The following is a 26,871-nucleotide window of genomic DNA, read 5'->3' as shown; positions in this document are numbered from 1 at the left end:
GTGCATGCTTCGAGGCTCGCTCCGCTCGCACCTCAGCATGACGGGATTGGGTGGATGCGTCCGGTGAGGAGTGATGTGCGCGCCGGCTACTCCGCCGCCGCTTCCGCTGACGGCTCGCCCTTCCAGCTCAAAATCTCCGCGGCGAGGATCGGGTGATTGAATCCCTTCAGCACGAGGTCATCGATGGCGCGGCCTTCGACATTGGGTTCGACGATGCCGTAGACGCGGCGGCTCACCACGATCTGGCCGGCCTTGGCCTCGCCGCACAGGCGGGAGGCGAGGTTGGTGACGCTGCCGATCGCGGCATATTCCAGCCGTTGCTCGAAGCCGACCTGGCCGAGCGTGGCGTAGCCGACGGCGATGCCGATGCCGAACCCCAGGCTATGCCCGCGGTTGCGCCAGCGCTCGGTCAGCGGGCCGATGGTGTCGCGCATCTCTATCGCCATCTTCACCGCGCGCAGCGTGTGGTCTGCGAGCAGGATCGGCGCGTTGAACAGGATCATCACGCCGTCGCCGGCATATTTGTCGAGCGTGCCTTCGTACTTGAAGATCAGCGTGCCGAGCGCCGCGTGATACTCGCGCAGTACGTTCATCGCCTCTTCCGGCTCGGTCGCTTCGGTGAAGGCGGTGAAGCCGCGCAGATCGCAGAACACCACGGTGACTTCGCGGCGGTGGCTGGCGAGCAGCCCCTCGGGACTCTCGGAGGAGGCGATCAGCTGCGCCACCTGCGGCGCCAGGAAACGTTCGAGCTTGCGGATGCGCTCGATCTCGGAAAGCTGGGTCTCGACGCGGGCCTCCAGCGACTTGTTCCAGTCCTTGAGCTCCTCGGTCTGCTCGCGGAGCTTGTCTGCCTGCTCGCGCACGGTGGAATGGGCCTGCTCCAGCGCGTGGCTCTTCTGGTCCACTTCAGTGAACAGCCGCGCGTTGCGCATCGCCAGCACCGCTTGGTGCGCAAAGGTCTTCATCAGGCCGATCAGGCTCGCGGGGAAATCGCCGGCCGCCTTGCGCAGCACCACCAGCGAGCCGAGCACGCCCTGCTGGTCGACCAGCGGTACCACCAGCACGGAGTGGAAGCCGGCGCCGACCACGACGTCGCGCAGCGGATGATCGCCCTCGCCTGTGAGATCGGGGAAAGCCAGCGGCTCGCCATTGGCCGCGGCTTCAGCAAGGGGGCTGTTCGCCGCATCGATGGCGCGATGGCGCCCCTCGGCCTCAGCGTCGATGCCGATCGATTGCGTCAGGTTGAAGCTGCGGTGCGCGGCGTCATGGCCATAGATCAGCACGGCGTCGGCATGGGTGATCTCGAGCGCGCGGGCGGCGACCGTCGGCAGCACCGCGTTGAGATCGAGCGAGGACGCCACCGCGCGGCCGACCTCCTCGAGCACCTTCAGCTCGTTGATCGATTGCGCGAGGTCGCGGGTGCGCTCCTTCACCTTCCATTCGAGGTCGGAATAGGTTTCCGCAAGCTGCGAGGCCATGCTGTTGAACTGCCCGGCGAGCTCCTCCAGTTCGTCCGCGGTCTTGACCTCGATGCGATGGCCGAAGTCGCCGGCGCCGAGCCGCCGCGCGCCGGCACGAAGGGCTGTGATCGGCACCAGCATGCGGCGCGCCAAAATCGTGCCGGCGATGATTGCGACCAGGAGGCCGAGCGCGATCAGCAGCGCGATGCGCACCAGCTGGTCGCGGATCGGGGAGAGCGCCTGCGACGTCGGCTGCTCGACAAACACGTGCCAGCCGAGATTCGGTGCGGCGCTCGCCGTGGTCAGCACCGCGTTGCCGTTGATGTCCGTGCCGGAGGCGAGCCGCTTGCCGGCGGGCGACAGCACCGCGGCGACCTGCGGCAGCGCGGCGAGATCCTTGCCGACCTCCGGGCCCTTCGACGAGCTCGCCAGCACGCGGCCCTTGGCGTCGACGACATAGGCGAAGGCCAGGCGGCCGACCTGGGAATCGCCGAAATAGTCGTTGAGGAAGCGCAAATCGATCTCGGCCACTGTGACGCCGGCATTGAAGCCGGAATGCTGCTCGCCGATCGACATGAAGGGCCGCCCGTCGCGGAAAGTGGCTGGCGCGTAGGCGGTGCCGCGGCTCACTGCCTCGATGAAGCGGAGGTCGCGGGACAAGTCGGCGTTGGAGTTCACCGTGACGGTCTGGCGCGACAGCCGCAGCAGCTCGCGGCCCTGGCCGTTGATCAGCGTGAGCTGGCTCACCGCCGGCACCTGGCCGAGCAGCTGGGCATAGTCGGCGCGGCGCAGCTCGATGGTGTTGGAGGAGGCGCGGGTCACCCAGGAGATCTGGCGCTCGAGGTCGGAGATCGCCTGCTCGATGCGCTTGGCGGTGGCGTCCGCCTTCTCGCTCATGGCATCGGTGAGCGTGCTCCTGATGCCGCGGTAGCTGATCCAGGTCTCGAGCGCGCCGTTGACCGCCAGCACGAACACGACGAGCCCGACCAGCGCGAGGACGTATTTGGCGAACAGGCCGCCGCGCAGGAACCAGATCTTGCCCTTGTCCGTCACCCCGTTCATCCAGCCTCGTCCGCCCCCTCGCAATCGGGTGCGCCGCATCATCCGGCGCTGTTTAGCACGGATCGGCGGGGCAGGGCGGAGCCTCCCGCCGCATGGTTAGCCCCGGATATTGGCAGGGGATATCCGGGAATAATCAGCGATTGAACAGCTGGCGCAGCACGTCGTTCATCGCCGGATTGTCGTGCTGCTCGGCGGTCGCGCCGGGCGGGGGATTGGGTGGCGGGGGTTGGTCGGCGGCCGGCGGTGCGTCGGGCGCGGATGGGGCCAAGTTGCGGCTCGGGCGGGAGGCGTTGCCCTGGTTCATTGTGGAGAGGCCCTGCTGCAGCAGGTTGCCGATGGTCTCGCCAAGCTGGCCGCCGAGCGGGTTGCTCTGGCCGGCGCCGCCTGGAGGTTGGCTGGTGCCGGGCTGTGCGCCGGTTCCGCCGCCCTGCGCGCCGTTGAGGAGATTGCTCAGCCCGCTGAGGCCCTCGGTCAGACCTTGGCCATTCGCGCCGAACAGGCCCTTGCCCATCTCCTTGAGCTTGGCATAGGCGGCCTCAGGGTTGTCGAGGATGCCCTGCATCTCCGGATAGATCCGCGGGCTGACCCAGGGGCCCTCGACCATCACGGGAATGCCGAGGCCGACCGGATTGCCGGCGCGGCCCTGGCCTTCGGTGGTCATCACGAGCTGCGGCTCGACGCGGAACCCGATCTGCCTTGTGTTGAGGTCGATGGTGCCGACCCCGGTCATCTTCACCAGCGGGCCGATCAGATTGAGATCGGTGGTGACGGCCTGGCCCTTGTCGATCTTGAACGACGCCGAGAGCTGGCTGAGGTCGGTCGAAAGCTCCTGGCTTTCCTGCCAGCCCGACAAGGTGCTGGCGGTGAGGCTGCGGATCATCTGCGCGATGTTGAGGCCGAGGATCTTGCCGTCCTGGAATACGACGAAGGCCGTGCCGCCGAGATTGCCGACGATGGCGCGCTCGCTTCCGCCCTGCGAGGTGAGCGCGATCTTGGCCTGCATGCGTCCGTCGAGCTTGTCGAACTCGGCGAGGCTCTTCAGCACCGGCAGTGCGCGCACCCCGGCGAGATCGAGCCGCAGCGCGTAGCTTGGATTCTCGCCCCTCGCGTCGATGGTGAGATCGCCATTGGCGGTGCCCTCATAGGCGCCGAGATTGGTGAGCCGCCCCTTCAGCACGCCGCTGTCGACCGACGCATCGATCGCCGCCGGCGCGAAGCGGCCGTCGCCGATCATGAGCTCGCCCGCCGAGATGCGCGCCTGCGCGTCGACATAGTTGAGCCCGCCAAGGTCGATCGAGGCGTTGCTCCAGCTGTTCGTGCCCAATGGCTGCGATGTGCCGGACTGGCTCGGCGTCAGCGCAATCGCAATGCGCTGGAAGTCGAGATCGAGCTTCACCAGCGGCTTGTTGCTGGCGAAGTCGACCGAGGCCCAGCCGGTGAAGCCGCCGTCGCCGAGCGTGCCGGACACGCCGTTGAACATCACGACCGTGCCGTTCAACCTCAGCTCGGCATTCGCCTTGATCGCCGCGGGCAACAGGCCCGGCGCATCGATGTTGAACTCGGCCGGCACGTTCTGACGCTCGAGCGGCGCTTGCGGTGTGGTCGCGCGGATCTCGAACTTCAGCGGCTTGTCGCTCGCGCGCGCGTCACCCGTGACCACGATCTTGCGGTCGGCGCCGATGGTCGCGTCGGCGTTGAGCATCTCGATCCGGTTCTCGATCCGATCGCGCACATTGGAAAACACGATGGTGGCGCCGCTGACGCTGACATGCCGGATCGTGATGCCGCCATTGTCGGACGCAGCAGACTTCGCCGGCGGATTATGGTCGCGGGTGCGCTCGCGCTGCAGCGGCAGGTTGATCACGGGCTTGGCGATGACGAGGTCGGTGATATCGGGCTGGCCCGACCACAGGCTCGACAGCGTCATCTCGACTTCGACGCTGGCAGCGGCGAACCGGTTATTGACCTCGCGCTCCCGCGGGTCCTGCAACACGACGTCGCTCAGCGTCACATTGACGGTCGGCCAGAGGCCAATCTTGGCGCCGCCATTGATCGCGAGCTTGTAGCCGGTCTCGCGCTCGACCCGCTCGGTGATACCAGAGGTGAGGAAGGTGGTCGGAATCCCGACCGCCGCCACCAGCGCGATGATCACAATCACGGCAGCAATGGCGGCCCCGGCAAATCTCAGTGCTCTCATGTCGTCGTTCCAGGCCGGGCAAGCGGGGTTCCGCCGCGGAAAAGCACGGCCGATCGCATGAGATTATCCCGCAAACGGGACCTCGCTCCAATGAGGCGAAAAATAATCCGTTACCAGCATGAACTTATGTGACCTCTCACACACTCCCATGAGGGTGATTTTTGCTAACCGAGCGTCGGGGACTGCTTGGATCGATTTGGAAGGCAGTACAATGAACAAACAGGCCGAATTTGCGGTCATTCTAAAGATGAACCCGATGTTCGCCGATCTCGGTGCGGACGAGTTGCAGCGGCTTTCGGGCCTCTGCCACACCCAGCAGCTCTCGGCCGGCGAGGTGTTGTTCCAGAAAGGCGATCCCGGCGACGCCCTGTTTGGGGTCCGCCGCGGCCAGATCCGGATCGAGACCGGGGCCTCCGACGGCAGCCGGCTCACGCTGAACTTCATGGGATCCGGCGATCTGTTCGGCGAAGTCGCCGTGCTCGATGGTCAGGACCGCACCGCGGACGCCACCGCGGGCGAAGCCAGCGAATTGTTCGTGCTTCGGCGCGAGGATTTCCTCAGCTTCCTCGAGCGCGAGCCGAAGGTCGCGGTCAGGCTGATCGAATTGCTGTGCCAGCGCATCCGCTGGCAGAGCGAGCGGATGGAAGAATCCGTGCTGCAGCCGTTGCCGGTCCGCCTCGCACGCCGGCTGTGCGCACTTGCCGAGGATTTCGGCTCCGAGGTACACATCTCGCAGGAACAGCTCGGCATCTTCGTCGGCGCCGCGCGCGAAAGCGTCAACCGGCAGCTGCAGACCTGGCGCAAGGACGGGATCGTCGACCTGCAGCGCGGCCGGATCATGCTGCACAACATGACCAAGCTGACGGCGGTCGCGCGCAACGACTAAGCGGATGCCTGCAATGTGCGCGCGAGGACCGCGAATGTCTCGCGCGCGCTGCTTCTCCTGCCCAAAAGACTTGCTTGCGGGAACAGGCCGGAGTCGCTTTCATTGCAGCCGGTCCTTGGGGTGACACCCAGCCTTGCTGGCCTCACGCCATCCACCAGCAACCCCTGCGGTCTCTTCCCGTGACCGCAGGGGTTTTGCGTTCCTGGCCATCGGCGCGACCGCGTCATCGTCCTGCAGAACGGCAGATCGTCGAGAAAAGCGCTGCGGCGGAAGCCCGCATGCGCCGCAGCGGGCATCAATTCAGGCATCGACGTGGTATAGACCGACCAGAGGGAGTCGGTCATGGACAGCCAGAACACGGACGGCAAGCCGCCGGTCAAGTCGCAGGAGGATCTGCGCGCGCATTTCGGGCAAGTGAGCCCGCTCGCGGAGAAGAAGGTCCTCAATCATCTCGACAAGTTCTGCCGCGACTTCATCGCACTGTCGCCGTTCCTCGTCATCGCCACCAGCGACGGCAAGGGCCATGCCGACGCCAGCCCGCGCGGTGATGCGCCGGGCTTCGTCTCCGTGCTCGACGACAAGACGCTGCTGATCCCGGACCGGCGCGGCAACAACCGGGTCGATACGTTCGGCAACATCATCGCTTCGCCCGGGGTCGGGCTGATCTTCCTGGTGCCCGGCATCAACGAGACGCTGCGCGTCAACGGGCGGGCGGAGATCTCGCAGGAGCCGGATCTGCTGACCCCGCTGACGGTGCAGAACGTCACGCCGATCATCGGCGTGAAGGTGCATGTCGATGAGACCTACTTCCATTGCGGCAAGGCGCTGATGCGCTCAAAGCTTTGGAATCCCACCACGCAGGTCGAGCGTCACAGCTTCCCGACGCTGGGCCGGATCATCGCCGAGCAGACCGCCGCCGTCGAGGTCGAGGCCGCCGAGAAGGCGATGGAAGAAGCCTATCGCACAAGGCTCTACTAGACCGCGATGAAGTTGGGTTAGAACGTCAGCGCGCTCACTCCGCGGCGGGTGAGATCATGCTCGGCGGGCCGGGCTTCTTGGCCTCGTCGGCCGGATGCTCGCTCGGGGTCAGCTCGTGGTCGGCGTGGGAGACGACGAGCCGCTTGCCGAAGCGCCAGATCAGGCTGCCGATATCGTCCATCACCATGAACATCGCCGGCACGAACACCAGCGACAGCACGGTCGAGAAGATCAGGCCGCCGATCACCGCGAGCGCCATCGGCGAGCGAAATTCGCCGCCGGCGCCGAACGCAAGGGCCGACGGCATCATGCCGGCGGCCATCGCGATCGTGGTCATCACGATCGGGCGGGCGCGCTTCATGCCGGCGTCGATCATGGCGTCTTCGCGCACCTTGCCGTCGCGGATCGCCTCCACCGCGAACTCCACCAGCATGATGGCGTTCTTGGTGACGATGCCCATCAGCATCAGGATGCCGATCCACACCGGTGTGGTGAGCTGCTTGCCGGTCAGCAGCAGCGCGCCGATCGCGCCGCCGATCGAGAGCGGCAGCGAGAACAGGATGGTGATCGGCTGCAGGAAGGTGCCGAACAGCAGCACCAGCACGGCATAGACCATCATCAGGCCGGCGGTGATCGCGGTGGCGAAGCCGTCGGACAGCTCGGCGAGGCTCTCGGCGTCGCCGGACGGGCTGACCTTCACGCCCTTCGGCAGGCTCTTCATGACCGGCAGGTCGTAGATCAGCTTGGTAGCATCGCCGAGTGCGGCGTTGCCGACCAGGTCGGCGGCGACGGTGGCCTGCCGCTCGCGGTCGTAGCGGTTGATGCTGGTCGGGCCCTGGTCGAGCTGGATGTCGGCGACGACGGAGAGCGGCACGCCGCCGCGTTCGCCGCGCTGGCCGAGCGGCACGCGCAGCTGCTCCAGCATCTGCAGGTCGCTGCGCGCATTGTCCTCGAGCTGGACGCGGATCGGCACCTGGCGGTCGCCGGCGTCGAACTTGGCCAGCGCCGGGCCGACATCGCCGATGGTGGCGACGCGGATGGTCTGCGACAGGCTCTCGGTCGAGACGCCGAGCCGCGCGGCGAGCTCGGCGCGCGGACGGATGCGCAGCTCGGGCCGGTCGAGCGCGGTCTCCGAGATAACGTTGGCGATGATCGGGATCCGCTTCATCTGCGTCGCCAGTTCGCTCGCGACATTGTTGACGATGTTGCTGTCGGTGCCGGTGACGACGAGCGAGATGGCGCGCAGGCCGTTCTCGTCGAGGAACCAGAACCTGATGTCAGGAACGTTCTCGAGCTCCTTGCCGATCGCAAGCTCGAGCTCGCGCTGGGTGATCTTGCGGTCCGCCTTCGGCGTGTAGTTGATGATCAGCGCGGCGCGACGCACTTCTTGCGTGCCCGGTGGCACGCGGCCGCCGTCGACGAAGATGCTCCTCACCTCGGGCCGCTTGCGCAAGCGCGCCACGATCTCCTCGGTCACCTTCTCGGTGTAGGCGAGCTGCGAGCCGGGCGGCAGCTCCATCGCGAGCAGCGAGCGCGCGGTGTCCTGCGCCGGCAGGAAGCCCTGCGGCAATAGCGTGATGCTCCAGATCGACGCGGCAAAGACCGCAAAGCCGATCAGCACGGTGATGTAATGGTGCTTCACCGACCAGGCGACGAGGCTGTGATAGCCGCGCAGGATGGGGCCGGGCGGCGGGTCGTCGTGGTCATGGTGCTTGAGGAAATAGGCGGCCAGCACCGGCGTCACGAAGCGCGCGGCGAGCAGCGAGAAGAACACCTGCACCGATACGGTGATGCCGAACTGCTTGAAGAACTGTCCGGCGATCCCCGACATGAAGCTCGCCGGCGCGAAGATCGCGATGATGGTGAGCGAGATCGCGATCACCGCAAGGCCGATCTCGTCGGCCGCTTCAAGCGCGGCACGATAGGGCGACTTGCCCATTCGCATGTGGCGGACGATGTTCTCGATCTCGACGATGGCGTCGTCGACCAGAATACCGGTCGACAACGTGATGGCGAGGAAGGAGACCAGGTTGAGCGAGAAGCCGAGCAGGTCCATCGCCCAGAATGCCGGGAAGATCGACAGCGGCAGCGAGACCGCCGCGATGATGGTGGCCCTGATATCACGCAGGAACAGCAGCACGATGATGACGGCGAGGATCGCGCCCTCGAACAAGGTCGAGATCGCGGCTTCGTAATTGCCCTTGGTGAACTCGACCGAGGTGTCGATCAGCTTGAGGTCGACGTCGGGATAGGCAACCTTGAGCGCGTCGATCCGCTTCTGCACCGCGGCCGCGACCACCACGTCGCTGGCGCCCTTGGAGCGCTTGATGCCGAGCGCGACCACCGGCTCGCCGTTGAAGCGGGCGAAGGTGCGCCGGTCGGCGATGGTGTCGGTGACGGTGCCGAGGTCGTCGAGCCGGATCTCGCCACCGCCGAACAGCGGAATCATCGTGCCGGCAAGCTCGTTCAGCGTCTTGGCACCGGCCAGCGTCCGGATCGCCTGGTCGTTCTTGCCGATCTCGGCGCGGCCGCCGGCGACGTCGACATTGGTGCCGCGCAGGATCTGGCTGACATTGACCGCGGTGAGCCCCACCGCCTGCAGCTTGTCGGGATCGAGCGAGACCAGGATCTCGCGCTCGACACCGCCGATGCGCTCGACCTGGGCGACGCCGCGGACGCCCTGCAGCGCGCGCTTGACCACGTCGTCGACGAAATAGGAGAGCTGCTCCGGCGTCTTGCCGGGTGAGATCGCGGCATAGGTCACGATCGGCAGGCCGATCACGTCGACGCGCTGGATCAAGGGCTCGGTGACGTTCTGCGGCAGGTTGGCGCGGACCCGCGTCACCGCGTCCTTGACGTCGTTCAGCGCGCGGTCGGTGTTGGTCTCCAGCGCGAACTGGATCGTGGTCACCGACAGGCCGTCGGTGATCGATGAGGAGATGTGGCGCACGCCCTCGACGCCGGAGACGCCGTCTTCGATCGTCTTGGTGACCTGCGACTCAAGTTCGGACGGCGCGGCGCCGAATTGCGAGACCGCGACCGAGATCACCGGAATGTCGGCGCTCGGCAGCCGCGTCACCGCGAGCTTGGTGAAGGAGACATAGCCCAGCACGAGCAGGATGATCGAGAAGACGATCGAGGGAAGCGGGTTCCGGATCGACCATGCCGAGATGTTCAAAGCCATTAGCGTGCCCGATTACCGTGTCCGAGTGCGATCGAGTTCGTCGGCGAACATGGTCTTGATCTGGTCGCCGTCATGCAGCGAGGTGCCAGCATCGGCCACGACGATTTCGCCGACGTCGAGGCCTTCAAGAATTTCGGTCGAGGTGTCCGAGGTCAGCCCGACGCGCACCCTGCGGGTCTCGACCGTGTTGCCCTTGACGACCTGCAGGGTCAGGCGGTCGATCGCGGTGCGCGGCACCGCGACGCCGCAGGAGCGCTTGGCGTCGATATTGGCGCGCGCGAACATGCCGACCTTCAGCGTCGGATTGTTGTTGATGGTGATGCGGACGTGCCCGAGCTGGGTGGTGCGGTCGATCTGCGGCGAGATCAGTCGGACCTTGCCGACCATGTCGGGCGCATCGTCGCGGCTGATCCGCACATTGGCGCCGGGATTGAGCTTCAGCAGCTGGAAGCCCGGCACCTCGGCGTCGAGCTCGATCTCGTTGTTGATCGAGATCTTGAACATCGGCGGCGCCTGCGGCGAGGCCGGCGCGCCGGGCGCGGTCCGCACCTCGGTGACGAGGCCGGCCGCCGGCGCGCGCAACACGATCGGCTTGGCGTTGCCCTGAGCGGTCTGCTGCGGCGGCGGGGTCAGCCGCGCCAGTTCCTGGTTCTCGGTCACGGTATCGCCCTCGCGGACCAGCACGTCGGTGACCTTGGAGCCTTCCTGGTCGACATTCACCTGCGCCTCGCGGCGCGGCACGATGAAGCCGGTGACGCGGACCATGTCGGAGAAGCAGGCATTGGTCGACTTCGTCACCACCACCAGCGCCTGGCCCGGCGTCTCCTTCTCCTCCGGATGGGAGCGGTGCTCGAACGCGTAATAGGCGACAGCGAGGATGATGACAAACAGCGTGCCGAGCGCGGGCTTGAGGTACTGGGAAAAATTCATCACCGGATCAATCCAGAACTTGTCGCGCCAGAACGTGTCGCGCCATGGGTATTCGTCGAAGTCTCATCCCGCTCGCCATCATATTGCCTGAGCCTGCGAAAGGCCGGTGTCCATTGTTGGGGATCATGCCCTGACGTCATGTGAGGCGGGTCACGTGTGGGCCGCTTTGGACCTCGGTCCAAAGCATTGACCCAAAAGCAAATGCGCCCCGCCGGGGTGCGGGACGCATTGTAACCGCAAAAAGGCGGTCCGCCACGCCCATCGCTTCCAGATCACTTGGAGGTCACTTGGAGGCGGTGGCCTTGTTTTCCATATTCACGACCTGCACGCGCCGGTTCACGTCCGCCATCGGGTGGCCTGGGTCCTTCAGCTTGCTCTTGCCATAGCCGACGGTGACGAGATCGGTGCCGTTGATGCCGTATTTGTCGACGAGATAGCGCTTGATGGCGTCGGCGCGGCGCTCCGAGAGGCCCTGATTGTACTCCTCGCCGCCGGCGGCGTCGGTGTGGCCGGCGACCACGAAGGTCGAGCCCTTCAGATCCTGATTGGTCAGGGCGCGGCCGAGTGCCTGCACCGACGTCAGCGATTTCGCGCTGATGTCGGCGGAGTTGTAGTCGAAGTTGATCTCGAGATCGATCTTGGGCTTGTCCTGGACGATGGTCGCGATTTCCTCGCGTTCGGCCGAGGACAGCGAGCGGGTGGCGCGGCCGCGGACGCTCTGCACGAATTTGGCCTGGTCGGCGTTCAGCTCGGGCGAGGTGGTCTGCGGGCCGGCCGACAGGCCGGGGTCAGCGATTTCTTCTCGGGCGTCAGCGCCTTGATGATCTGGTCCTCGGTGACGTTGTCACCGGCGCGGACGGCGGTCATGCCGAACGACAGCACGACGCCGGCGGTCATGATTGAAAGGATCGCGGCCTTTGCCGACGGCTTGAACATTTCGGTCCCCCCCTGCGCGAGTTGGCGCGGTTCCAGGCAATTATCGATTGCCGGCAGCGGTGGCCGGCACGCACCCTCTGATTAGTCGTGCAATTCCATCAGCGGTTCGAGTCGCGGGCAGGCCTCGTTCGATTGGTCATTGCACGCCGTAGTCGGCGAATTCCTTGACGATATTCGGATCCATCGCCCTGGCGTTGGCGATGTCGAGATCGCCTTCCGCGACCGCGCCGTTGCGCTTTTTGGCAAGGCCGCGCCCGTACAGCGACGAGGTCAGCCGCGGGTTGATCTTCAGCGCAGCGTCGAAATCGGCGATCGCGTTCTTGTTCTGGCCGCCCTTCAGGTTCATCAGCCCGCGGCTGTCGAGCGCATCGACGAAATTCGGGCGCAGCCGCAGCGCCTCGTTGCAGTCCTTCAGCGCCGCCTGCAGGTCGCCGATGACGGTGCGAACCCAGCAGCGGTTGTTATAGGCCTCGACGTCCTTCGGGTTCAGCCGCAGCGAATTGGTGAAATCCTTCACCGCGAGGTCGTAGGCACCCTTGCTGGCATAGACCTGGCCGCGGCGGTACAGCGCGGCCGCATCATCGGGGTTCTTGTCCAGTTTTTCGCTGAGGCTCTTGATCGTCGGATCGTCGGCAAGCACAGGCGAACTGCTCGGCGCCGGCGTCGGCTGGATCACCACCGGCGGGGGAGGCGCAGGCGGCGGCAGGGCGATCTCGGGCGCCTTTGGCGGGGGCGGCGTCGACGTCGGCGCGGTCGCGACGGGCGGCTTCGGCGGCGCTGGCGTCGGCGCGGCTGCCACGGGTGGCGTCGGCGTGGTCGCCGGAGGCGGCGCAGGCGGAGGTGAAACCGGCGGTGCGGCTGCCACCTCGGGCGACGGCGATGCGGCAGGCGCGGGAGCCGGTGCAGCGGTCGACGGCCCCGCCGCGCCGCTCGGGCTGGCTGCGCCGCCTGGGATGGCTGCGCCGCCTGGAATGAAAGAGAAATCCTCGGCGAGTGACGACGAGATCCACGGCACCTGTTCCTGGCGCGAGGCCCGGGTGACGCCGACGCGGGTGCGGTTCAGCGTTTCCTCCGCCATCAGGTCCGGGGTGCGGATCTCCTTCAAGAGTTCCCGCACGAACAGGCTGTGGTCGCTGCCATTGTCCGAGATGACGGACGACAGTGCCGCCGAATACATCACCAGCGTACCGTTGGGCGCGATCACCGGGGCGAGCCCCGCCGAGAAGCTGCGGAAGCGGCGCTCGAACGGGTTGCGCCTCGAGGCGTCGACCAGGGCGATCTTCACCCCGGCGCCGCGGCTGTTGATCTCGCCGAGCACGGTCTCGAGGCTGAAACCGTCGCGGCGAACGTCGGCTTCGGCCCAGATCTGGGCATCGACCGGGATCATGTAGCTCTGCCGGTTCGACTGGATGCCGTAGCCCGAGAAGAAGATCAGGGCGACCGAGCCCGGCTTGATCCTGCCATAGAGCCTTTCGAAGGCGCGGCGCATGCCGTCGCCGGTCAGGTTCTCGCCGACCTCGACGGTGAAGCCGTCGCGCTTGAGCTCGTCGGCGACGTCACGCGCGTCGTTGATCGGCTCCTTCAGCGGCGCGTCGGCGTCGGGATATTTGGCGTTGCCGATTACCAGCGCGAAGCGGTCGCCGGCGGCGAAGGACAGGGTCGGCGACGCGATTGAAAAAATCAGCGTGGCGAGCAAGGCAAGGCGGATTCTCATAATCGCGGCAAATCCAGATCGCGGCTTCCAATGAAATGGCGCCGCTTCGAGCCTGCGCCTCGGGGACCTTACTCTAGAGCCATTTCCGTTCCGATGGAAATCGGAACGGGGCTCTAGATTCTTGTTTTGACGCGTTTTCTTCACGCGAACCGGTGGCCATCCCGCATCAAGTGCGGGACAGGCTTCGCTCGAAAACGCACTGGCGAAAACCCATTATCAAGCCACGGCTAAACTCCCGTCAACGGCTTGCGGCGCCATCGCTAATCGCGGCGGTGATGGCGAGGCCGCAGTGCAACAGCCGCAGTCATGGCCGCCATCGCCGTCGTGGCATGGTGCGGGTTCCTGCGACCGGATAATGTGATTGCACTCACAGAGGTGCTCGCCCCCTGTCATGCGCTCGTCGCACTTCGCGCGGTTTGACCTTTGCGCGAGGCGATGGCTTTGTGTCCGGGACGGCAAGCCGTGCATAACAAGCCACGCAAACAAGAGCGAAACCGATGGGAAACGCCTACGAAATCTACGCCCTGCGCTATGCGACGATGTCGCCGCGCACCCCTCACCTCAACTTCCTGGTGCACGATCCGCACGACACCACCGCGCAGGATCTTGATTATTTCGTCTGGCTGATCCGCGGCCACGGCCGCGACATTCTGGTCGACACCGGCTTCAATGCAGAGGAGGCCAAGGCGCGCGCCCGCAAGCTGACGCTCAATCCGGTCGATGCGCTGGCCGGCTTCGGCGTCAGTGCCGACGCAATCCGCGACGTCATCGTCACTCATCTGCATTATGACCACGCCGGCAATCTCGACCGCTTCCCTAACGCCAGATTCCATCTGCAGGAACGCGAGATGAGCTACGCAACCGGCCGCTGCATGTGCAACGGCATGCTGCGTCATCCGTTCTCCATTGAACATGTCACGCAGATGGTGCGCCATGTCTATGGCGAGCGCGTCACCTTCCATTCCGGCGACGGCGAGATCGCGCCCGGCGTCACTGTGCATCGTGTCGGCGGCCATTCCGACGGCCTGCAGGTGGTGCGGGTCGAGACCGCGCGCGGCCCGGTCGTGCTGGCATCCGACGCCGCGCATTACTATGCCAACCTGCCCAAGCGCAGCCCGTTCCCGATCGTCTACAATGTCGGCGATATGGCGCAGGGCTGGGAGACCGTCGAGCGGCTCGCCGGGCATCCGGACCGCTTCATCCCCGGCCACGATCCGATCGTCAGCGAGATCTATCCGCGCGCCAGCGACAAGGTCGATGCGTTCGCGCTGCACCTGGCGCCGTCGCGATCGTTCGCGAAATAGCCCCGCCGGTTTGGGCGGGGTGCATCCACATCACCTCAAGAAACGTCAAAAAGAAGAAGCGATATGACTGACTATAAGACTCTCGGGTTCATCGGCCTCGGCGTGATGGGTGAGCCGATTTGCCGCAACCTGGTCAGGAAGAGCGGCAAGCGCGTCGTCGTGTTCGACCTGTCGGCCGAACCACTGCAGCGGCTGCGCGCTGACGGCGCCGAGGTGGCTGAAACGGTCGCTGATGTCATCAGGCAGAGTGAGGTGCTGTTCCTCTGCCTGCCGAGCGCCAAACATGTGCGCGCGGTGTTCGAGGGCGACGGCATCCTGAAGAATGCGAGGAGCGGCCAGGTGGTGGTCGATCTCGGCACGTCGTCGGTCAGCCAAACCCGCGATTTTGCCGGGCAGTTGCGGGCCAAAGGCGCGGCCTGGGCGGACGCGCCGATCGCGCGCACGCGGCAGGCGGCGCAGGACGGCACGCTCAGCGTGATGGTCGGCGCGGTGCCCGCGCTCTATGCGGCGATCGAGCCGCTGATCCGCTGTTTCGCCACCGACGTCACCCATTGCGGCGAGGTCGGCGCCGGGCAGGTGACAAAAATCCTCAACAACATGGTGCTGTTCGAGACCGTGAACGCGCTGGCCGAGGCCGTCGCGGTGGCGAAGCACAATGGCGTCGATCCGAAGCTGCTGCTCGATACCCTGTCGAAGGGCTCGGCGGACAGCTTCGCGCTGCGTAACCACGGCATGAAGGCGATCGTGCCGGGCGTGTTTCCCGAGCGCGCGTTCTCGACCGAATATGCGCTGAAGGATTTGTCCTACGCGCTGGAGCTGGCGGCCGACGCCGGCATCAATATCCGTGGCGCGGAGCTGATCGGCACGGTGTTGCAAGAGGCGATCGACAAGGGATCGAAGGACAATTACTTCCCTGTGATCGCCAAGCATATCGACAGGGCGTGACGGCTCCGTCATTGCGAGGAGCGTAGCGACGAAGCAATCCATCGTCCCGCATGCTCGGATGTATGGATTGCTTCGCTTCGCTTGCAATGACGCTGGAGGGAGCCGCGCACAGACATTCCATCACCGTCACCCTGAGGAGCGCGCTCTTGCGCGCGTCTCGAAGGGTCGACGGCCGCCAGCTGGGCCGATTCATCCTTCGAGGCTCGCTCCGCTCGCACCTCAGGATGACGGGTTTGTAGGCGTGCGCGTCGCGCCGGCCTAATACACATCCTTCGCGTCGGCCTCTTCGCTGGTCTGCACCAGCTCGAGGCTGGTCTCGATCTTGCCGAGCAGGCGTCCGAGATCACGGCGTTCCTGCGCGGACAGGCAGGAGATGATCTCCTGCTCCTTGCGCAGCAGGCGCGGGATCAGCTCTTCGTACAGCGCCTGGCCCTTTTTGGTCAGCTGCAGGCGGAATTCGCGGCGATCGTCGGCGTTCTCGACGCGCTCGACGATCTCGCGCTCCATCAGCGCCGACACCGCGCGGCTGATGGTGGACTTATGCGTGCGGGTGCAATGCGCGATGTATTGCGCGCTGCAGGGATCGCTGCGGAAGCCCAGCGTGGCGAGCACGCGCCATTCCGGAATGTCGAGGCCGTAGCGCGCCTGATATTCGCTCGATAGCGCCGAGTTCACCTCGGCCGCCAGCCGGTTGAGGCGGAACGGCATGAAGTGGAAGAGGTCGAGGCGCTTCTTTCCTGGCGCGGCATTGTCGCGCACGTCCCCGTCCACGGCGCTGCGCGGCCGGGCTGGAGGCTGGCTTGCAGAGGTCCTGGCCAAAAATCCCTCCAATTTGGGTTGACGGCGGCCCCGACTGGGGGTTTAAGATAGTTGCAAGTGAGACTAATTTAGCAAGGTCGCGGCCGACCCGCAAGGTCCTGGTCGCAAGCCAGTCACACAGAACCGCAGCCAAGGGCCGCGGCGCAAGGGAACATCCAGGGTCATACAATGGCAAACGCCAATACGGCACAGGCCAAAACCCAGTTCGGCTATCGCCGCCACCCCGACCAGGAGCGGTCGGGCGCCAACATCGCAGAGCATCCCGTCGTCGTGGTCGGTGCCGGACCGGTGGGGCTGTCGCTCGCGATCGACCTCGCGCAGCGCGGCCAGCGCGTGGTGCTGCTCGACGATGCCGACCGGATCGGCGAAGGCTCGCGCGCGATCTGCTTCTCGAAGCGCTCGCTGGAGTTCTGGGACCGCCTCGGCGTCGGCGACCGCATGGTCGCGAAGGGCGTGGTGTGGAGCGTCGGCAAGATCTTTCACGGCGCCTCGCAGCTTTATCAATTCAACCTGCTTCCCGAAGAGGGGCACAAGCGGCCCGCCTTCATCAACCTGCAGCAGTTCTACGCCGAGGCCTATCTGGTCGACCGGGTCGAGCAGCTGCCTGGGATCGATCTGCGCTGGCGCAACAAGGTGATCGCGCTGGAGAGCCGCAATGATGGCGTCGCGCTGACCATCGCCACTCCTGAAGGCTCGTACCAGGTTCATGCTTCCTTCGTCGTCGCCTGCGACGGCGCCCGCTCCGCGCTGCGGCAGATGGTCGGTGCGGACTTTACGGGGCAGGTGTTCGAGGACCAGTTCCTGATCGCCGACGTCAAGATGACCGCGGCGTTCCCGACCGAGCGCTGGTTCTGGTTCGATCCGCCGTTCCATGCCGGACGTTCGGCGCTGCTGCACAAGCAGCCCGACGACATCTGGCGGATCGATCTCCAGCTCAATCCGGATGCCGATCCGGTGGCCGAGAAGCAGCCCGAGAATGTCCGGCCGCGGATCGAGCGCATGCTGGGGCATGACAAGTTCGAGTTCGAATGGATCTCGCTCTACAAGTTCCAGTGCCGTCGGATGGCAAAATTCATCCACGGGCGGGTGATCTTCGCCGGCGATTCCGCACACCAGGTCTCGCCGTTCGGCGCGCGCGGCGCCAATTCCGGGCTCGAGGACGCCGAGAATCTGGCGTGGAAGCTCGACCGCGTGCTGCGCCGGCTTTCGTCGGAACGCTTGCTGGAGAGCTATCATATCGAGCGCAGCGCGGCGGCGGACGAGAACATCCGTGAGTCGACCCGCTCGACCGATTTCATGGCGCCGGCGACGAAACAGGAGGCGCGGCTGCGCCAGGCGGTGCTGTCGCTCGCAGAGGATACCGAGTTCGGCAAGCGCATGGTCAATGGCGGCCGGCTGTCGGTGCCGTCGGTCTATGACACGCCGCTGTCGAGCGGCGATCGCGACGACTGGCGCGGCGGTCCGCGGCCGGGCGCCTCGATGCTGGACGCGCCGGTGACCGAGCAGGGCGGCGGTTCCACCTATCTGACCGACGTTTTCATCAGGCAGGGAACGCGTTTCACGCTGCTGGAGTTTGGCAATGGCGCGGCAGCCGATGTCCCCGATGGCGTCGGCAGCATCCGGATCGGCGGTGAGGGCGGCCTTGTCGACACGCAGGGCCTCGCCGGCAAGCGCTACGATGCCGAGCCCGGCACCGCCTATCTGCTGCGCCCGGACGGCTACGTCGCGGCGCGCTTCCGCAACGCGGCGCGGCCGGCGCTCGATGCGGCGCTGGCGCGCGCCGCCGGCCTGAACTGAGGAGCGGTCATGGCGCTGTCGACCAGTTCGAATTTCACAAAGCCCGATGACGCCTTTCGCGCCATCGTCGAGGCGCATCGCGGCCTCACCGAGGCGCAGAGCGCCGATCTCGATGCCGCGCTGGTTCTGGTGCTCGCCAACCATATCGGCGATCTCGACGTGCTGCATGAAGCGATCGCGCTGGCGAAGCGGCGGATGCTGGACGCGAGCCAGCAGCAACAACAGCAACAACAATAGACTGATCAAACGGACAGGATTGAACTGATGGCCAAAGGTTTTGCATCGACCACGGATCTCGCGGAAAAGAAGGTCACCTTCTCGGAGATCGGCACCGATCTCTACGCTTTCACCGCCGAGGGCGATCCCAACACCGCCGTCATTGTTGGCGAGGACGGCTGCCTGGTGTTCGACGCGCAGGCAACGCCGGCGATGGCCAACAAGGTGATCGAGCGGGTCAAGACCGTGACCGACAAGCCGATCAAATATGTCGTGCTGTCGCATTATCACGCGGTGCGCGTGCTCGGCGCGTCGGCCTATCACGCGCAGGGCATCGTGGCCTCGCAGGAGACCTACCGGCTGATCCAGGAGCGCGGCCAGCAGGATTGGGATTCCGAATACGGCCGCTTTCCGCGGCTGTTCCAGGATGCCGCGAGCATTCCCGGCCTGACCTGGCCGACGCTGACCTTCGAAGGCGAGATGTCGATCTATCTCGGCAAGCGCGAGGTGCGGCTGATGCAGCTCGGCGCCGGCCACACTTCGGGGGACATCGTCGCCTGGGTGCCGGACGCCGAGGTGATGTTCTCCGGCGACCTGATCGAATACCACTCGGCCTGCTATTGCGGCGATGCGCATCTGCGCGAATGGCCGATGACCTTGAACGAGATCCGCGCCTTCAATCCGAAGGCGATCGCGCCGGGCCGCGGCGACGCGCTGAAGGGCCTTGAGACCGGACGCGATGCGATTGCGATGACCCGCGATTTCGTCACCACGCTGTATGGCGCCGCCGAATCGTCCGTCGCCAAGGGCCGCACGCTGAAGGAATCCATGGCCGCGACGCGCGAGGTGATGGATCCGAAATTCTCGAAGTTTGCGATCTATGAGCACTGCCTGCCGTTCAACGTTTCGCGCGCCTATGACGAGGCATCCGGGATCGACGATCCCGTGATCTGGACCGACAAACGCGACCAGGAAATGTGGGCCGCCCTGCAAGGAGGAGGATAGAAATGAACATCAATACCTCGCCTGATCAGATCGTTCGCAGCTCGGGGCAAGTGACGCCGGGCTACATGTCCGGCTTCGGCAACAGTTTTGAGACCGAGGCATTGCCCGGCGCGCTGCCGATGGGGCGCAACTCGCCGCAGCGCTGCGCCTACGGGCTCTATGCCGAGCAACTGTCCGGCTCGCCGTTCACGGCGCCGCGCGGCACCAATGAGCGCTCCTGGCTGTACCGTATCCGCCCGTCGGTGCGGCATTCCGGCCGCTTCGCCAAGGCTGATGCCGGGCTGTGGCGCACCGCGCCGTGCCACGAATACGACATGCCGATCGCGCAACTGCGTTGGGATCCGGCGCCGATCCCGAAGGAGGACATGACCTTCCTGCAAGGCGTGCAGACCATGACCACGGCAGGCGATGCCAACACCCAGGCCGGCATGGCGGCGCACATCTACCTCATCACCAAATCGATGGTCGATCAGCATTTCTACAATGCCGATGGCGAGATGATGTTCGTGCTGCAGCAGGGCAATCTGCGCCTCGTCACCGAATTCGGCCGCATCGATGCCGAGCCGGGCGAGATCGTGGTGATCCCGCGCGGCGTGAAATTCCGCGTCGAGATTCCCAATGGCCCGGCACGCGGCTATCTCTGCGAGAATTACGGCGGCGCGTTCACGCTGCCGGAGCGCGGCCCGATCGGCGCCAACTGCCTGGCCAATTCACGCGACTTCCTGACGCCGGTCGCGAGCTACGAGGACAAGGACACGCCGACCGAGCTCTACGTGAAGTGGGGCGGCGCGCTGTTCAAGACCACGCTGCCGCATTCGCCGATCGACGTGGTCGCCTGGCACGGCAATTACGCGCCCTACAAATACGACCTGCGCACCTTCTCGCCGGTCGGCGCGATCGCGTTCGATCATCCCGATCCCTCGATCTTCACGGTGCTGACCTCGCCGTCGGAGACTGCGGGCACCGCGAATATCGACTTCGTGATCTTCCCGGAGCGCTGGATGGTGGCCGACAACACCTTCCGCCCGCCGTGGTACCACATGAACATCATGTCCGAGTTCATGGGCCTGATCTACGGCGTCTACGACGCCAAGCCGCAAGGCTTCGTGCCCGGCGGCATTAGCCTGCATAACATGATGCTGCCGCACGGCCCCGACCGCGAAGCCTTCGAACACGCCAGCAACGGCGAGTTGAAGCCGGTGAAGCTGACCGGCACGATGGCCTTCATGTTCGAAACCCGCTTCCCGCAGCGCGTGACGCAGCACGCCGCGACGTCGGCGACGCTGCAGGATGATTACTCGGATTGCTGGAAGGGGTTGGAGAAGAAGTTCGACCCGAACAAGCCGTGATGCTTGCCCTCTCCCCTTGTGGGAGAGGGTGGCTCGAATGAGCGCAGCGAATTCGAGACGGGTGAGGGGTCTGTCTCCGCGGATACAAACCCCTCATCCGGCGCAATCTCCCTCCGGTCGATTTCGCCACCTTCTCCCACAAGGGGAGAAGGAAGAAAGGACGAGCCTAAGCGATGCCCCACCCCAACGACCCAAAACTCCGCTCCTTCATCGACGTCGCACCCACCTCGGACTTCCCGATCCAGAACCTGCCTTACGGCGTGTTCTCGTCGAAGGACGGCCTCGCGCCGCGCGTCGGTGTCGCGATCGGCGACTTCGTGCTCGACCTCTGGGAGCTCGAGCAGGATTCCCGGCTCGATGTCGGGCCGCTCGGCGTGTTCTCGCAGCCCTCGCTCAACGCCTTCATGGCGCTCGGGCCAAAGGTGTGGTCGGCGACCCGGGCGCGGATCAGCGAGCTGTTGCGCTCGGACCATCCGGAGCTGCGCGACAACAGGGAGTTGCGGGCGCGGGCGCTGGTGCCGATGGCCGACGTCAGGCTGTACATGCCGTTTGCCGTCTCGGGCTACACCGATTTCTATTCGTCGAAGGAGCACGCCACCAATGTCGGCGTCATGTTCCGCGGCAAGGACAATGCGCTGCAGCCCAACTGGCTGCACATACCGATCGGCTACAACGGCCGCGCCTCGACGGTGGTGGTGAGTGGCACGAAGGTCCGGCGCCCTCGCGGCCAGCTGAAGCCGCCGACCGCTGAGGTGCCGAGCTTCGGCGCGTGCAAGCGGCTCGACTTCGAGCTGGAGATGGGCGTGGTGGTCGGGCAGGCATCGCCGATGGGCGAGATGCTGACCGAGAAGCAGGCCGAGGAGATGATCTTCGGCTTCGTCATCCTCAACGACTGGAGCGCGCGCGACATTCAGCAATGGGAGTATGTGCCGCTCGGGCCGTTCCAGGCCAAGGCGTTCGCGACCTCGATCAGCCCGTGGGTGGTGACGCGCGAGGCGCTGGAGCCGTTCCGCATGCAGGGCCCGGCACAGCAGCCGGAGCCGCTGGCTTACCTGAAGCAGACCCAGCCGAATAACTACGACATGCAGCTCGACGTCGCGCTGCGCGCCGGCGCCATGAACGAGGCGAAGACGATCTGCAGCACCAACTTCAAATACATGTACTGGTCGTCGGTGCAGCAGCTGGTGCATCATGCCTCCAGCGGCTGCGCGATGAATGTCGGCGATCTCCTAGGCAGCGGCACGATCTCCGGCCCCGAAAAGCATCAGCGCGGCAGTCTCTTGGAAATCAGCTGGAACGGCACCGAGCCGGTCGAACTCGCCAGCGGCGTCACGCGCTCGTTCCTCGAAAACGGCGATTCGCTTGTCATGCGCGGCTGGTGCCAGGGCGACGGCTATCGCGTCGGCTTTGGCGAGGTCGAGGGAACGATCGTCGCGGCGGAGTAACTCGCGCGGGCGCTTCTTCACCTCCCCTTGAAAAGGGGAGGTCGGTTTGCGCAGCAAACCGGGTGGGGATCCGCTCTCTCCACTAATGCCAGCGCCCGCGGCTTGACCCCCACCCCGCCCTCCCCCTTTTAGGGGGAGGGAGCCAGGCAGCGGAGTAAGCCTTACCGCTCCTCGGGCCTGATATCCCTCAACCGTGAAGTATTCTCCGCGACATCCTCGAGGCTGTATTTCAGGTGCACCCGCTTGTCCGACGGCGGCTGGTTCACCGTGCAAACGCCTGGCCGCCACGGCTTGGCGGGGCGGATCGGCCGCGGCGCAAAAAACCGCCGCCGCAGTTCGGGCAGACATTGCCGAGCTTGGTCTCGGCACAGTCCGCACAGAACGTGCATTCATAGGAGCAGATCCGCGCGTCCACAGCGCTCGGCGGCAAGTCCTTGTCGCAATATTCGCAGTTCGGTCGCAGCTGCAGCGCCATGATCGTCTCTCTTGCTCAATTTTGAAGGAATAATCGCAAGTCGCGCCACAGAAGCGAACGGCGTATTTCCCTCGATTTGCGCCATCACGTCTGTAGCGATTTGAGCGGCAGCTTCGTGCTCTCCTTCAACCGGTCGAGCACGATCGAGGAGCGCACATGCGCGACGCTCTGGTGCGGCATCAGCACGTTGTTGACGATGTCGGACAGGCTCTTCAGGTCGCGCAGCATCACCTTGAGCACGTAGTCGGCATCGCCGGTCAGCGCGTAGGCCTCCTGGATGTCGTCGACGCGGTTGACCAGCTCGCGAAACCGCTTGGCATTGTCGGGCGAATGGGTCGCGAGCGTGATGTGGATGAAGGCGATCAGGCCGAAGCCGAGCGCCTCGCCGGCGAGGTCGGCATGGTAGCCAGCGATGACCTTCTCCTCCTCCAGCCGCATCCGGCGCCGCGAGCATTGCGAGGCTGAGAGCCCGACCAGGTCGGCGAGCTGCTGGTTGGTCAGCCGGCCGTCATCTTGCAGCGCGGCGAGCATTTTGAGGTCGAAGGCGTCGACTTCAGGCATGCGTGAAATGTCCAATTCATGCACAGATCGTGCGCGATCCTAGCAAAACGAAGGTCATTTTGCACGCACGTTGCACAGCAGATGACGGAAACTGATCTCCAGAAAAATCAGGGAGTACCGTCATGGGTCCGTTTCCGCACGATGCGCCGCCGGCCGAGATCAGCGCCGACAATCCGATGGGCACCGACGGCTTCGAGTTCGTCGAATATGCCCACCCCATTCCCGGCGAGCTGCACGCCCTGTTCAAGCTGATGGGCTTTGTCGCGGTGGCTCGCCACCGGACCAAGAGGATCACGGTCTATCGCCAGGGCGACATCAACTATCTCGTCAATGAGGAGCCGGGCACCCACGGCTTCAACTTCGTCGCCGCGCACGGCCCCTGCGCGCCGTCGATGGCGTTCCGCGTGGTCGATGCGAAGCAGGCCTATGAGCGCGCGATTACGCTCGGCGCGGAGCCGGCGGATGTTTCATCCGCAGAGAAGACGCTCGATGTGCCCGCGATCAAGGGCATCGGTGGCAGCCTGCTCTATTTCGTCGATCGCTACGGCGCCAAGGGCTCGGCCTATGATGCCGAGTTCGAATGGTTAGGGGCCGCCAACCCGCGCCCCGCGGGCTCCGGTCTCTATTATGTCGATCATCTCACCCACAACGTCCATCGCGGCCGCATGGATGTCTGGACCGGCTTCTATGCCAAGCTGTTCAACTTCCGCCAGATCCGCTTCTTCGACATCGAGGGCCGCGCGTCCGGCCTGTTCTCCCGCGCGCTGACCAGCCCGGACGGCAAGATCCGGATTCCGATCAACGAGGACGCCGGCGATTCCGGGCAGATCGAGGAGTATCTCAACGTCTACCGCGGCGAGGGCATCCAGCACATCGCCTGCGGCGCGCGCGATATCCATGCGACGGTCGAGACGCTGCGTTCGTCCGGCTTGCCGTTCATGCCGTCGCCGCCCGAGACCTATTTCGAGCGGATCGACGCCCGCCTGCCGAAACATGGCGAGGACCTCGCGCGGCTAAAGACCAACGGCATCCTGATCGACGGCGAGGGCGTGGTCGAAGGCGGCCAGACCAAGGTGCTGCTGCAGATCTTCTCGGCGAACGCGATTGGGCCGATCTTCTTCGAATTCATCCAGCGCAAGGGCGACGACGGATTCGGCGAAGGCAACTTCAAGGCGCTGTTCGAGTCGATCGAGGAAGACCAGATCCGCCGCGGCGTGCTGAAGGTCGATCACGCCGCGTAGGTACAGCGTTAGCGTGCCACGCTAGCGCACAGCCAACAGGTGTCGTCCCGGCGCATGCCGGGACCCATGCCGCGGAATTGATCGCGTATGCCGGATGGCAGTCCCGCGGAGCGGTCGTGCGCCACAACGACGTTCCGGGGTTATGGGTCCCGGATCCGCGCTCGCTACGCTCGCTTGTCCGGGACGACAGCGAGATTATTTCCCCGCCTTCCAGGCCGCCGTCACATCCCCAATGCTCGCCAATTCCGGCTCGCGGATTGCGGACGGCGTGCGCGAGAAGCGCGGCGCGGGGGCGGGCTGGGTGACGCCGTGGCGCTCGACGAAAACCTGGCGCGCCGCCATGTGCGGATGCTTCGGGGCTTCCTCCATGGTCAGGATCGGCGCGAAGCAGATGTCGGTGCCTTCCATGATCGTGCACCAGTCGGCGCGCGATTTGCTCTTGAACACCTTTTCCAGCTTCTCCTTTAGCGCCGGCCAGGCCTTGCGGTCCATCTGGGCGTCGAAGTCGGCGTCGGAGAGATCGGCATGCTTGCGCAGCAGCGCGTAGAACTGCGGCTCGATCGAGCCGATCGAGATGAAGTTGCCGCAGGAGCATTCGTAGACGCCGTAGAAATGCGCGCCGCCGTCGAGGAAATTCTGGTCGCGGCCGCCGCTCCAGCGGCCCTGCGCGGCCATGTCGTAGAACATCGACATCAGCGACGCCGCGCCGTCGCACATCGCGGTATCGACCACCTGGCCCTTGCCGGACTTCTGCGCTTCCAGCAGTGCCGCGAGCACGCCGACCACGAGGTAGAGCGCGCCGCCGCCGAAATCGCCGACCAGGTTGAGCGGCGGCACCGGCTTCTCCTTGGTGCCGATCGCAGCCAGCGCGCCTGTTATCGAGATGTAGTTGATGTCGTGGCCGGCGGCGTTCGCCAGCGGGCCTTCCTGGCCCCAGCCGGTCATGCGGCCATAGACCAGCTTTGGATTGCGCGCGAGCACGACATCGGGACCGAGGCCGAGGCGCTCCATCACGCCGGGGCGGAAGCCTTCGATCAGCGCGTCGGCATGGCCGAGCAGGTCGAGCGCTTCGGCGATGGCGGCCTTGTTCTTCAGATCGAGCTCGATCACCTTGCGGCCGCGGGTGGCCACCGCCTTCAAATTCTTGCCCGCGCCGACCCGGTCGAGCGTGATGACCTCGGCGCCCATGTCGGCGAGCAGCATGCAGGCAAACGGGCCGGGGCCGATGCCGGCGAATTCGACGATTCGGAAGCCGGCGAGCGGGCCCGAGGCGCGAGCGGCGGTCTGGGAGGCAGGTTTATCGAGCACGTTGCTGTTCCGTTGGTTGTGGGGCGTTAAGCGGCTGAGCTGTTGCGGCGGGCTTGGTGCCGCAGTTCATGCATTCTCCCAGCCGTCCGTGGGACGGTATTTTTAATTAGCTGATTAGCTAAATTGTCTCGCCTAATGCGGGATGTGGCAAGCGTCTTTTGCCGCCGGGCGCCGGTAAAACGGAGCGCCGGCAAACGCGAACGGCGCGCATCGCTGCGCGCCGTTGCAGACTTGTGTTTAGGCGCTATCAACCGGCCGCGGTCACTGCCCGCTGTCCCATCACCTTGATCAGGTTCGCGCGATAGTCTGCCGACCCGTGGATGTCGGCGAGCAGTCCGTTCGCCGGGATCTTGACGCTGTCGAGCGCCGAGGCCGCCCAGTTCGCCTTCAGCGCCTGCTCGATCGGCGCCACACGCATGACGCCGCTTTGCGACGCACCGGTTGCCGTGGCCCGGACGTCACCCGACTTGGTCTTGGCGACGAACACGCCGGTCAGCGCAAAGCGCGAGGCCGGGTTCGGAAACTTGGCATAGCCGGCCTTGGCCGGGACCGGGAACGACACCGCGGTAATGATCTCGCCATCCTCGAGCGCCGTCGTGAACAGGCCCTTGAAGAAGTCTTCCGCCGATATCGACCGCTTGTTGGTCTTGACCGTCGCGCCGAGCGCCAGCACCGCCGCCGGATAATCCGCCGCCGGGTCGTTGTTGGCGAGCGAGCCGCCGATCGTGCCGCGATAGCGCACGGCGGGATCGCCGATCATCGACGCCAGATTGGCGAGCGCGGGGATCGCCTTCTGCACGGCGTCGCTCTGCGCCACGTCGTAATGCGGCGTCGCGGCCTTAATGGTGACAGTGTCGCCCGAAACCTCGATGCCGATCATCTCCTGCACCTTGGAGAGGTCGATCACGTCGGAAGGGGCGGCGAGACGCTGCTTCATCACGGGGAGCAGGGTTTGTCCGCCGGCAAGGAATTTTGATTCCGTGCCCTTGGCGAACGTGGCTGCGGCGTCAGCGACCGAGGAAGCGCGGTGATAATTTGTCTCGTACATGGCTCTTCCTC

Annotated in this window: 19 protein-coding genes and 2 pseudogenes; 10 read left to right on the top strand and 11 right to left on the bottom strand. The window is 65.4% G+C overall.

Annotation, left to right across the window (positions count from 1 at the left end; translation table 11 throughout):
• Positions 1 to 86: 86 nt before the first annotated feature.
• Positions 87 to 2,522 (bottom strand): adenylate/guanylate cyclase domain-containing protein, encoded by a 2,436-nt coding sequence (locus V5279_RS43990; protein WP_338693432.1) that lies wholly within the window; start codon positions 2,520 to 2,522, stop codon positions 87 to 89.
• 133 nt (positions 2,523 to 2,655) lie between these two features.
• The gene (locus V5279_RS43985; protein ID WP_338693430.1) at positions 2,656 to 4,719 is read right to left on the bottom strand and encodes an AsmA family protein; all 2,064 of its coding nucleotides are present in this window, start codon (positions 4,717 to 4,719) and stop codon (positions 2,656 to 2,658) included.
• A 211-nt stretch (positions 4,720 to 4,930) separates the two neighbouring features.
• On the opposite strand from V5279_RS43985, the gene V5279_RS43980 reads away from it, so the two are divergent.
• Both V5279_RS43980 and V5279_RS43975 read left to right on the top strand, forming a co-directional pair.
• Positions 4,931 to 5,605 (top strand): Crp/Fnr family transcriptional regulator, encoded by a 675-nt coding sequence (locus V5279_RS43980; RefSeq protein ID WP_166299930.1) that lies wholly within the window; start codon positions 4,931 to 4,933, stop codon positions 5,603 to 5,605.
• A gap of 342 nt (positions 5,606 to 5,947) precedes the next feature.
• Positions 5,948 to 6,583, top strand: coding sequence for a pyridoxamine 5'-phosphate oxidase family protein (locus V5279_RS43975; RefSeq protein WP_338693427.1), 636 nt, complete (start codon positions 5,948 to 5,950; stop codon positions 6,581 to 6,583).
• A 34-nt stretch (positions 6,584 to 6,617) separates the two neighbouring features.
• Here V5279_RS43975 and V5279_RS43970 read toward each other — a convergent pair whose 3' ends face one another.
• The 4 genes and pseudogenes from V5279_RS43970 to V5279_RS43955 form a co-directional block, all read right to left on the bottom strand.
• Positions 6,618 to 9,767 carry an efflux RND transporter permease subunit gene (locus tag V5279_RS43970; RefSeq protein ID WP_338693425.1) on the bottom strand — a complete coding sequence of 1,050 codons (3,150 nt, stop codon included), beginning with the start codon at positions 9,765 to 9,767 and terminating at the stop codon, positions 6,618 to 6,620.
• A gap of 12 nt (positions 9,768 to 9,779) precedes the next feature.
• Complete coding sequence (locus tag V5279_RS43965) at positions 9,780 to 10,697, bottom strand: efflux RND transporter periplasmic adaptor subunit (RefSeq protein WP_338701724.1); 918 nt, start codon at positions 10,695 to 10,697, stop codon at positions 9,780 to 9,782.
• Positions 10,698 to 10,980: 283 nt separating this feature from the next.
• A pseudogene (locus V5279_RS43960) lies at positions 10,981 to 11,633 on the bottom strand (OmpA family protein).
• A 136-nt stretch (positions 11,634 to 11,769) separates the two neighbouring features.
• The gene (locus V5279_RS43955; RefSeq protein ID WP_338693423.1) at positions 11,770 to 13,347 is read right to left on the bottom strand and encodes a caspase family protein; all 1,578 of its coding nucleotides are present in this window, start codon (positions 13,345 to 13,347) and stop codon (positions 11,770 to 11,772) included.
• A 497-nt stretch (positions 13,348 to 13,844) separates the two neighbouring features.
• Between V5279_RS43955 and V5279_RS43950 the strand changes: the two genes are divergently transcribed.
• Positions 13,845 to 14,651 carry an N-acyl homoserine lactonase family protein gene (locus tag V5279_RS43950; RefSeq protein WP_338693421.1) on the top strand — a complete coding sequence of 269 codons (807 nt, stop codon included), beginning with the start codon at positions 13,845 to 13,847 and terminating at the stop codon, positions 14,649 to 14,651.
• A 63-nt stretch (positions 14,652 to 14,714) separates the two neighbouring features.
• Positions 14,715 to 15,596, top strand: coding sequence for an NAD(P)-dependent oxidoreductase (locus tag V5279_RS43945; protein ID WP_338693419.1), 882 nt, complete (start codon positions 14,715 to 14,717; stop codon positions 15,594 to 15,596).
• A 258-nt stretch (positions 15,597 to 15,854) separates the two neighbouring features.
• On the opposite strand, the gene V5279_RS43940 is transcribed toward V5279_RS43945, so the two are convergent.
• The gene (locus V5279_RS43940) at positions 15,855 to 16,415 is read right to left on the bottom strand and encodes a MarR family winged helix-turn-helix transcriptional regulator (protein ID WP_414645880.1); all 561 of its coding nucleotides are present in this window, start codon (positions 16,413 to 16,415) and stop codon (positions 15,855 to 15,857) included.
• Positions 16,416 to 16,583: 168 nt separating this feature from the next.
• Here V5279_RS43940 and V5279_RS43935 point away from each other — a divergent pair, with 168 nt between their 5' ends.
• The 5 genes from V5279_RS43935 (at position 16,584) to fahA (ending at position 22,227) form a co-directional block, all read left to right on the top strand.
• Positions 16,584 to 18,212 carry an FAD-dependent oxidoreductase gene (locus V5279_RS43935; protein WP_338693417.1) on the top strand — a complete coding sequence of 543 codons (1,629 nt, stop codon included), beginning with the start codon at positions 16,584 to 16,586 and terminating at the stop codon, positions 18,210 to 18,212.
• Between the two features lie 9 nt (positions 18,213 to 18,221).
• Positions 18,222 to 18,449, top strand: coding sequence for a DUF2783 domain-containing protein (locus V5279_RS43930; protein ID WP_338693415.1), 228 nt, complete (start codon positions 18,222 to 18,224; stop codon positions 18,447 to 18,449).
• A gap of 27 nt (positions 18,450 to 18,476) precedes the next feature.
• Entirely contained in the window at positions 18,477 to 19,433 is a 957-nt protein-coding gene (locus V5279_RS43925) for an MBL fold metallo-hydrolase (protein WP_338693413.1), read from the top strand.
• A 2-nt stretch (positions 19,434 to 19,435) separates the two neighbouring features.
• Positions 19,436 to 20,782 carry a homogentisate 1,2-dioxygenase gene (gene hmgA, locus V5279_RS43920; RefSeq protein ID WP_338693411.1) on the top strand — a complete coding sequence of 449 codons (1,347 nt, stop codon included), beginning with the start codon at positions 19,436 to 19,438 and terminating at the stop codon, positions 20,780 to 20,782.
• 173 nt (positions 20,783 to 20,955) lie between these two features.
• Entirely contained in the window at positions 20,956 to 22,227 is a 1,272-nt protein-coding gene (fahA, locus tag V5279_RS43915; protein WP_338693409.1) for a fumarylacetoacetase, read from the top strand.
• 161 nt (positions 22,228 to 22,388) lie between these two features.
• Here the strand turns inward: fahA and V5279_RS43910 are convergent.
• A pseudogene (locus V5279_RS43910) lies at positions 22,389 to 22,702 on the bottom strand (DUF1272 domain-containing protein).
• 84 nt (positions 22,703 to 22,786) lie between these two features.
• A complete protein-coding gene (locus V5279_RS43905) occupies positions 22,787 to 23,263 on the bottom strand; it encodes an Lrp/AsnC family transcriptional regulator (RefSeq protein WP_166213366.1) in 477 nt (158 codons plus the stop codon).
• Positions 23,264 to 23,385: 122 nt separating this feature from the next.
• On the opposite strand from V5279_RS43905, the gene hppD reads away from it, so the two are divergent.
• On the top strand, positions 23,386 to 24,504 hold the full coding sequence (gene hppD, locus V5279_RS43900; protein ID WP_166299902.1) for a 4-hydroxyphenylpyruvate dioxygenase: 1,119 nt from the start codon (positions 23,386 to 23,388) through the stop codon (positions 24,502 to 24,504).
• Positions 24,505 to 24,699: 195 nt separating this feature from the next.
• On the opposite strand, the gene V5279_RS43895 is transcribed toward hppD, so the two are convergent.
• Positions 24,700 to 25,812 (bottom strand): CaiB/BaiF CoA-transferase family protein, encoded by a 1,113-nt coding sequence (locus V5279_RS43895; protein ID WP_338693405.1) that lies wholly within the window; start codon positions 25,810 to 25,812, stop codon positions 24,700 to 24,702.
• A 247-nt stretch (positions 25,813 to 26,059) separates the two neighbouring features.
• On the bottom strand, positions 26,060 to 26,860 hold the full coding sequence (locus tag V5279_RS43890) for a xanthine dehydrogenase family protein subunit M (RefSeq protein ID WP_338693403.1): 801 nt from the start codon (positions 26,858 to 26,860) through the stop codon (positions 26,060 to 26,062).
• Positions 26,861 to 26,871: the final 11 nt, after the last annotated feature.

The organism is Bradyrhizobium sp. 26S5 (genome assembly GCF_036923295.1).
GTDB classification, from domain to species: Bacteria; Pseudomonadota; Alphaproteobacteria; order Rhizobiales; family Xanthobacteraceae; genus Bradyrhizobium; species Bradyrhizobium septentrionale.
The sequence above is the reverse complement of the archived record's forward strand: the minus strand, read 5'-3'. Positions and strand labels throughout refer to the sequence as shown.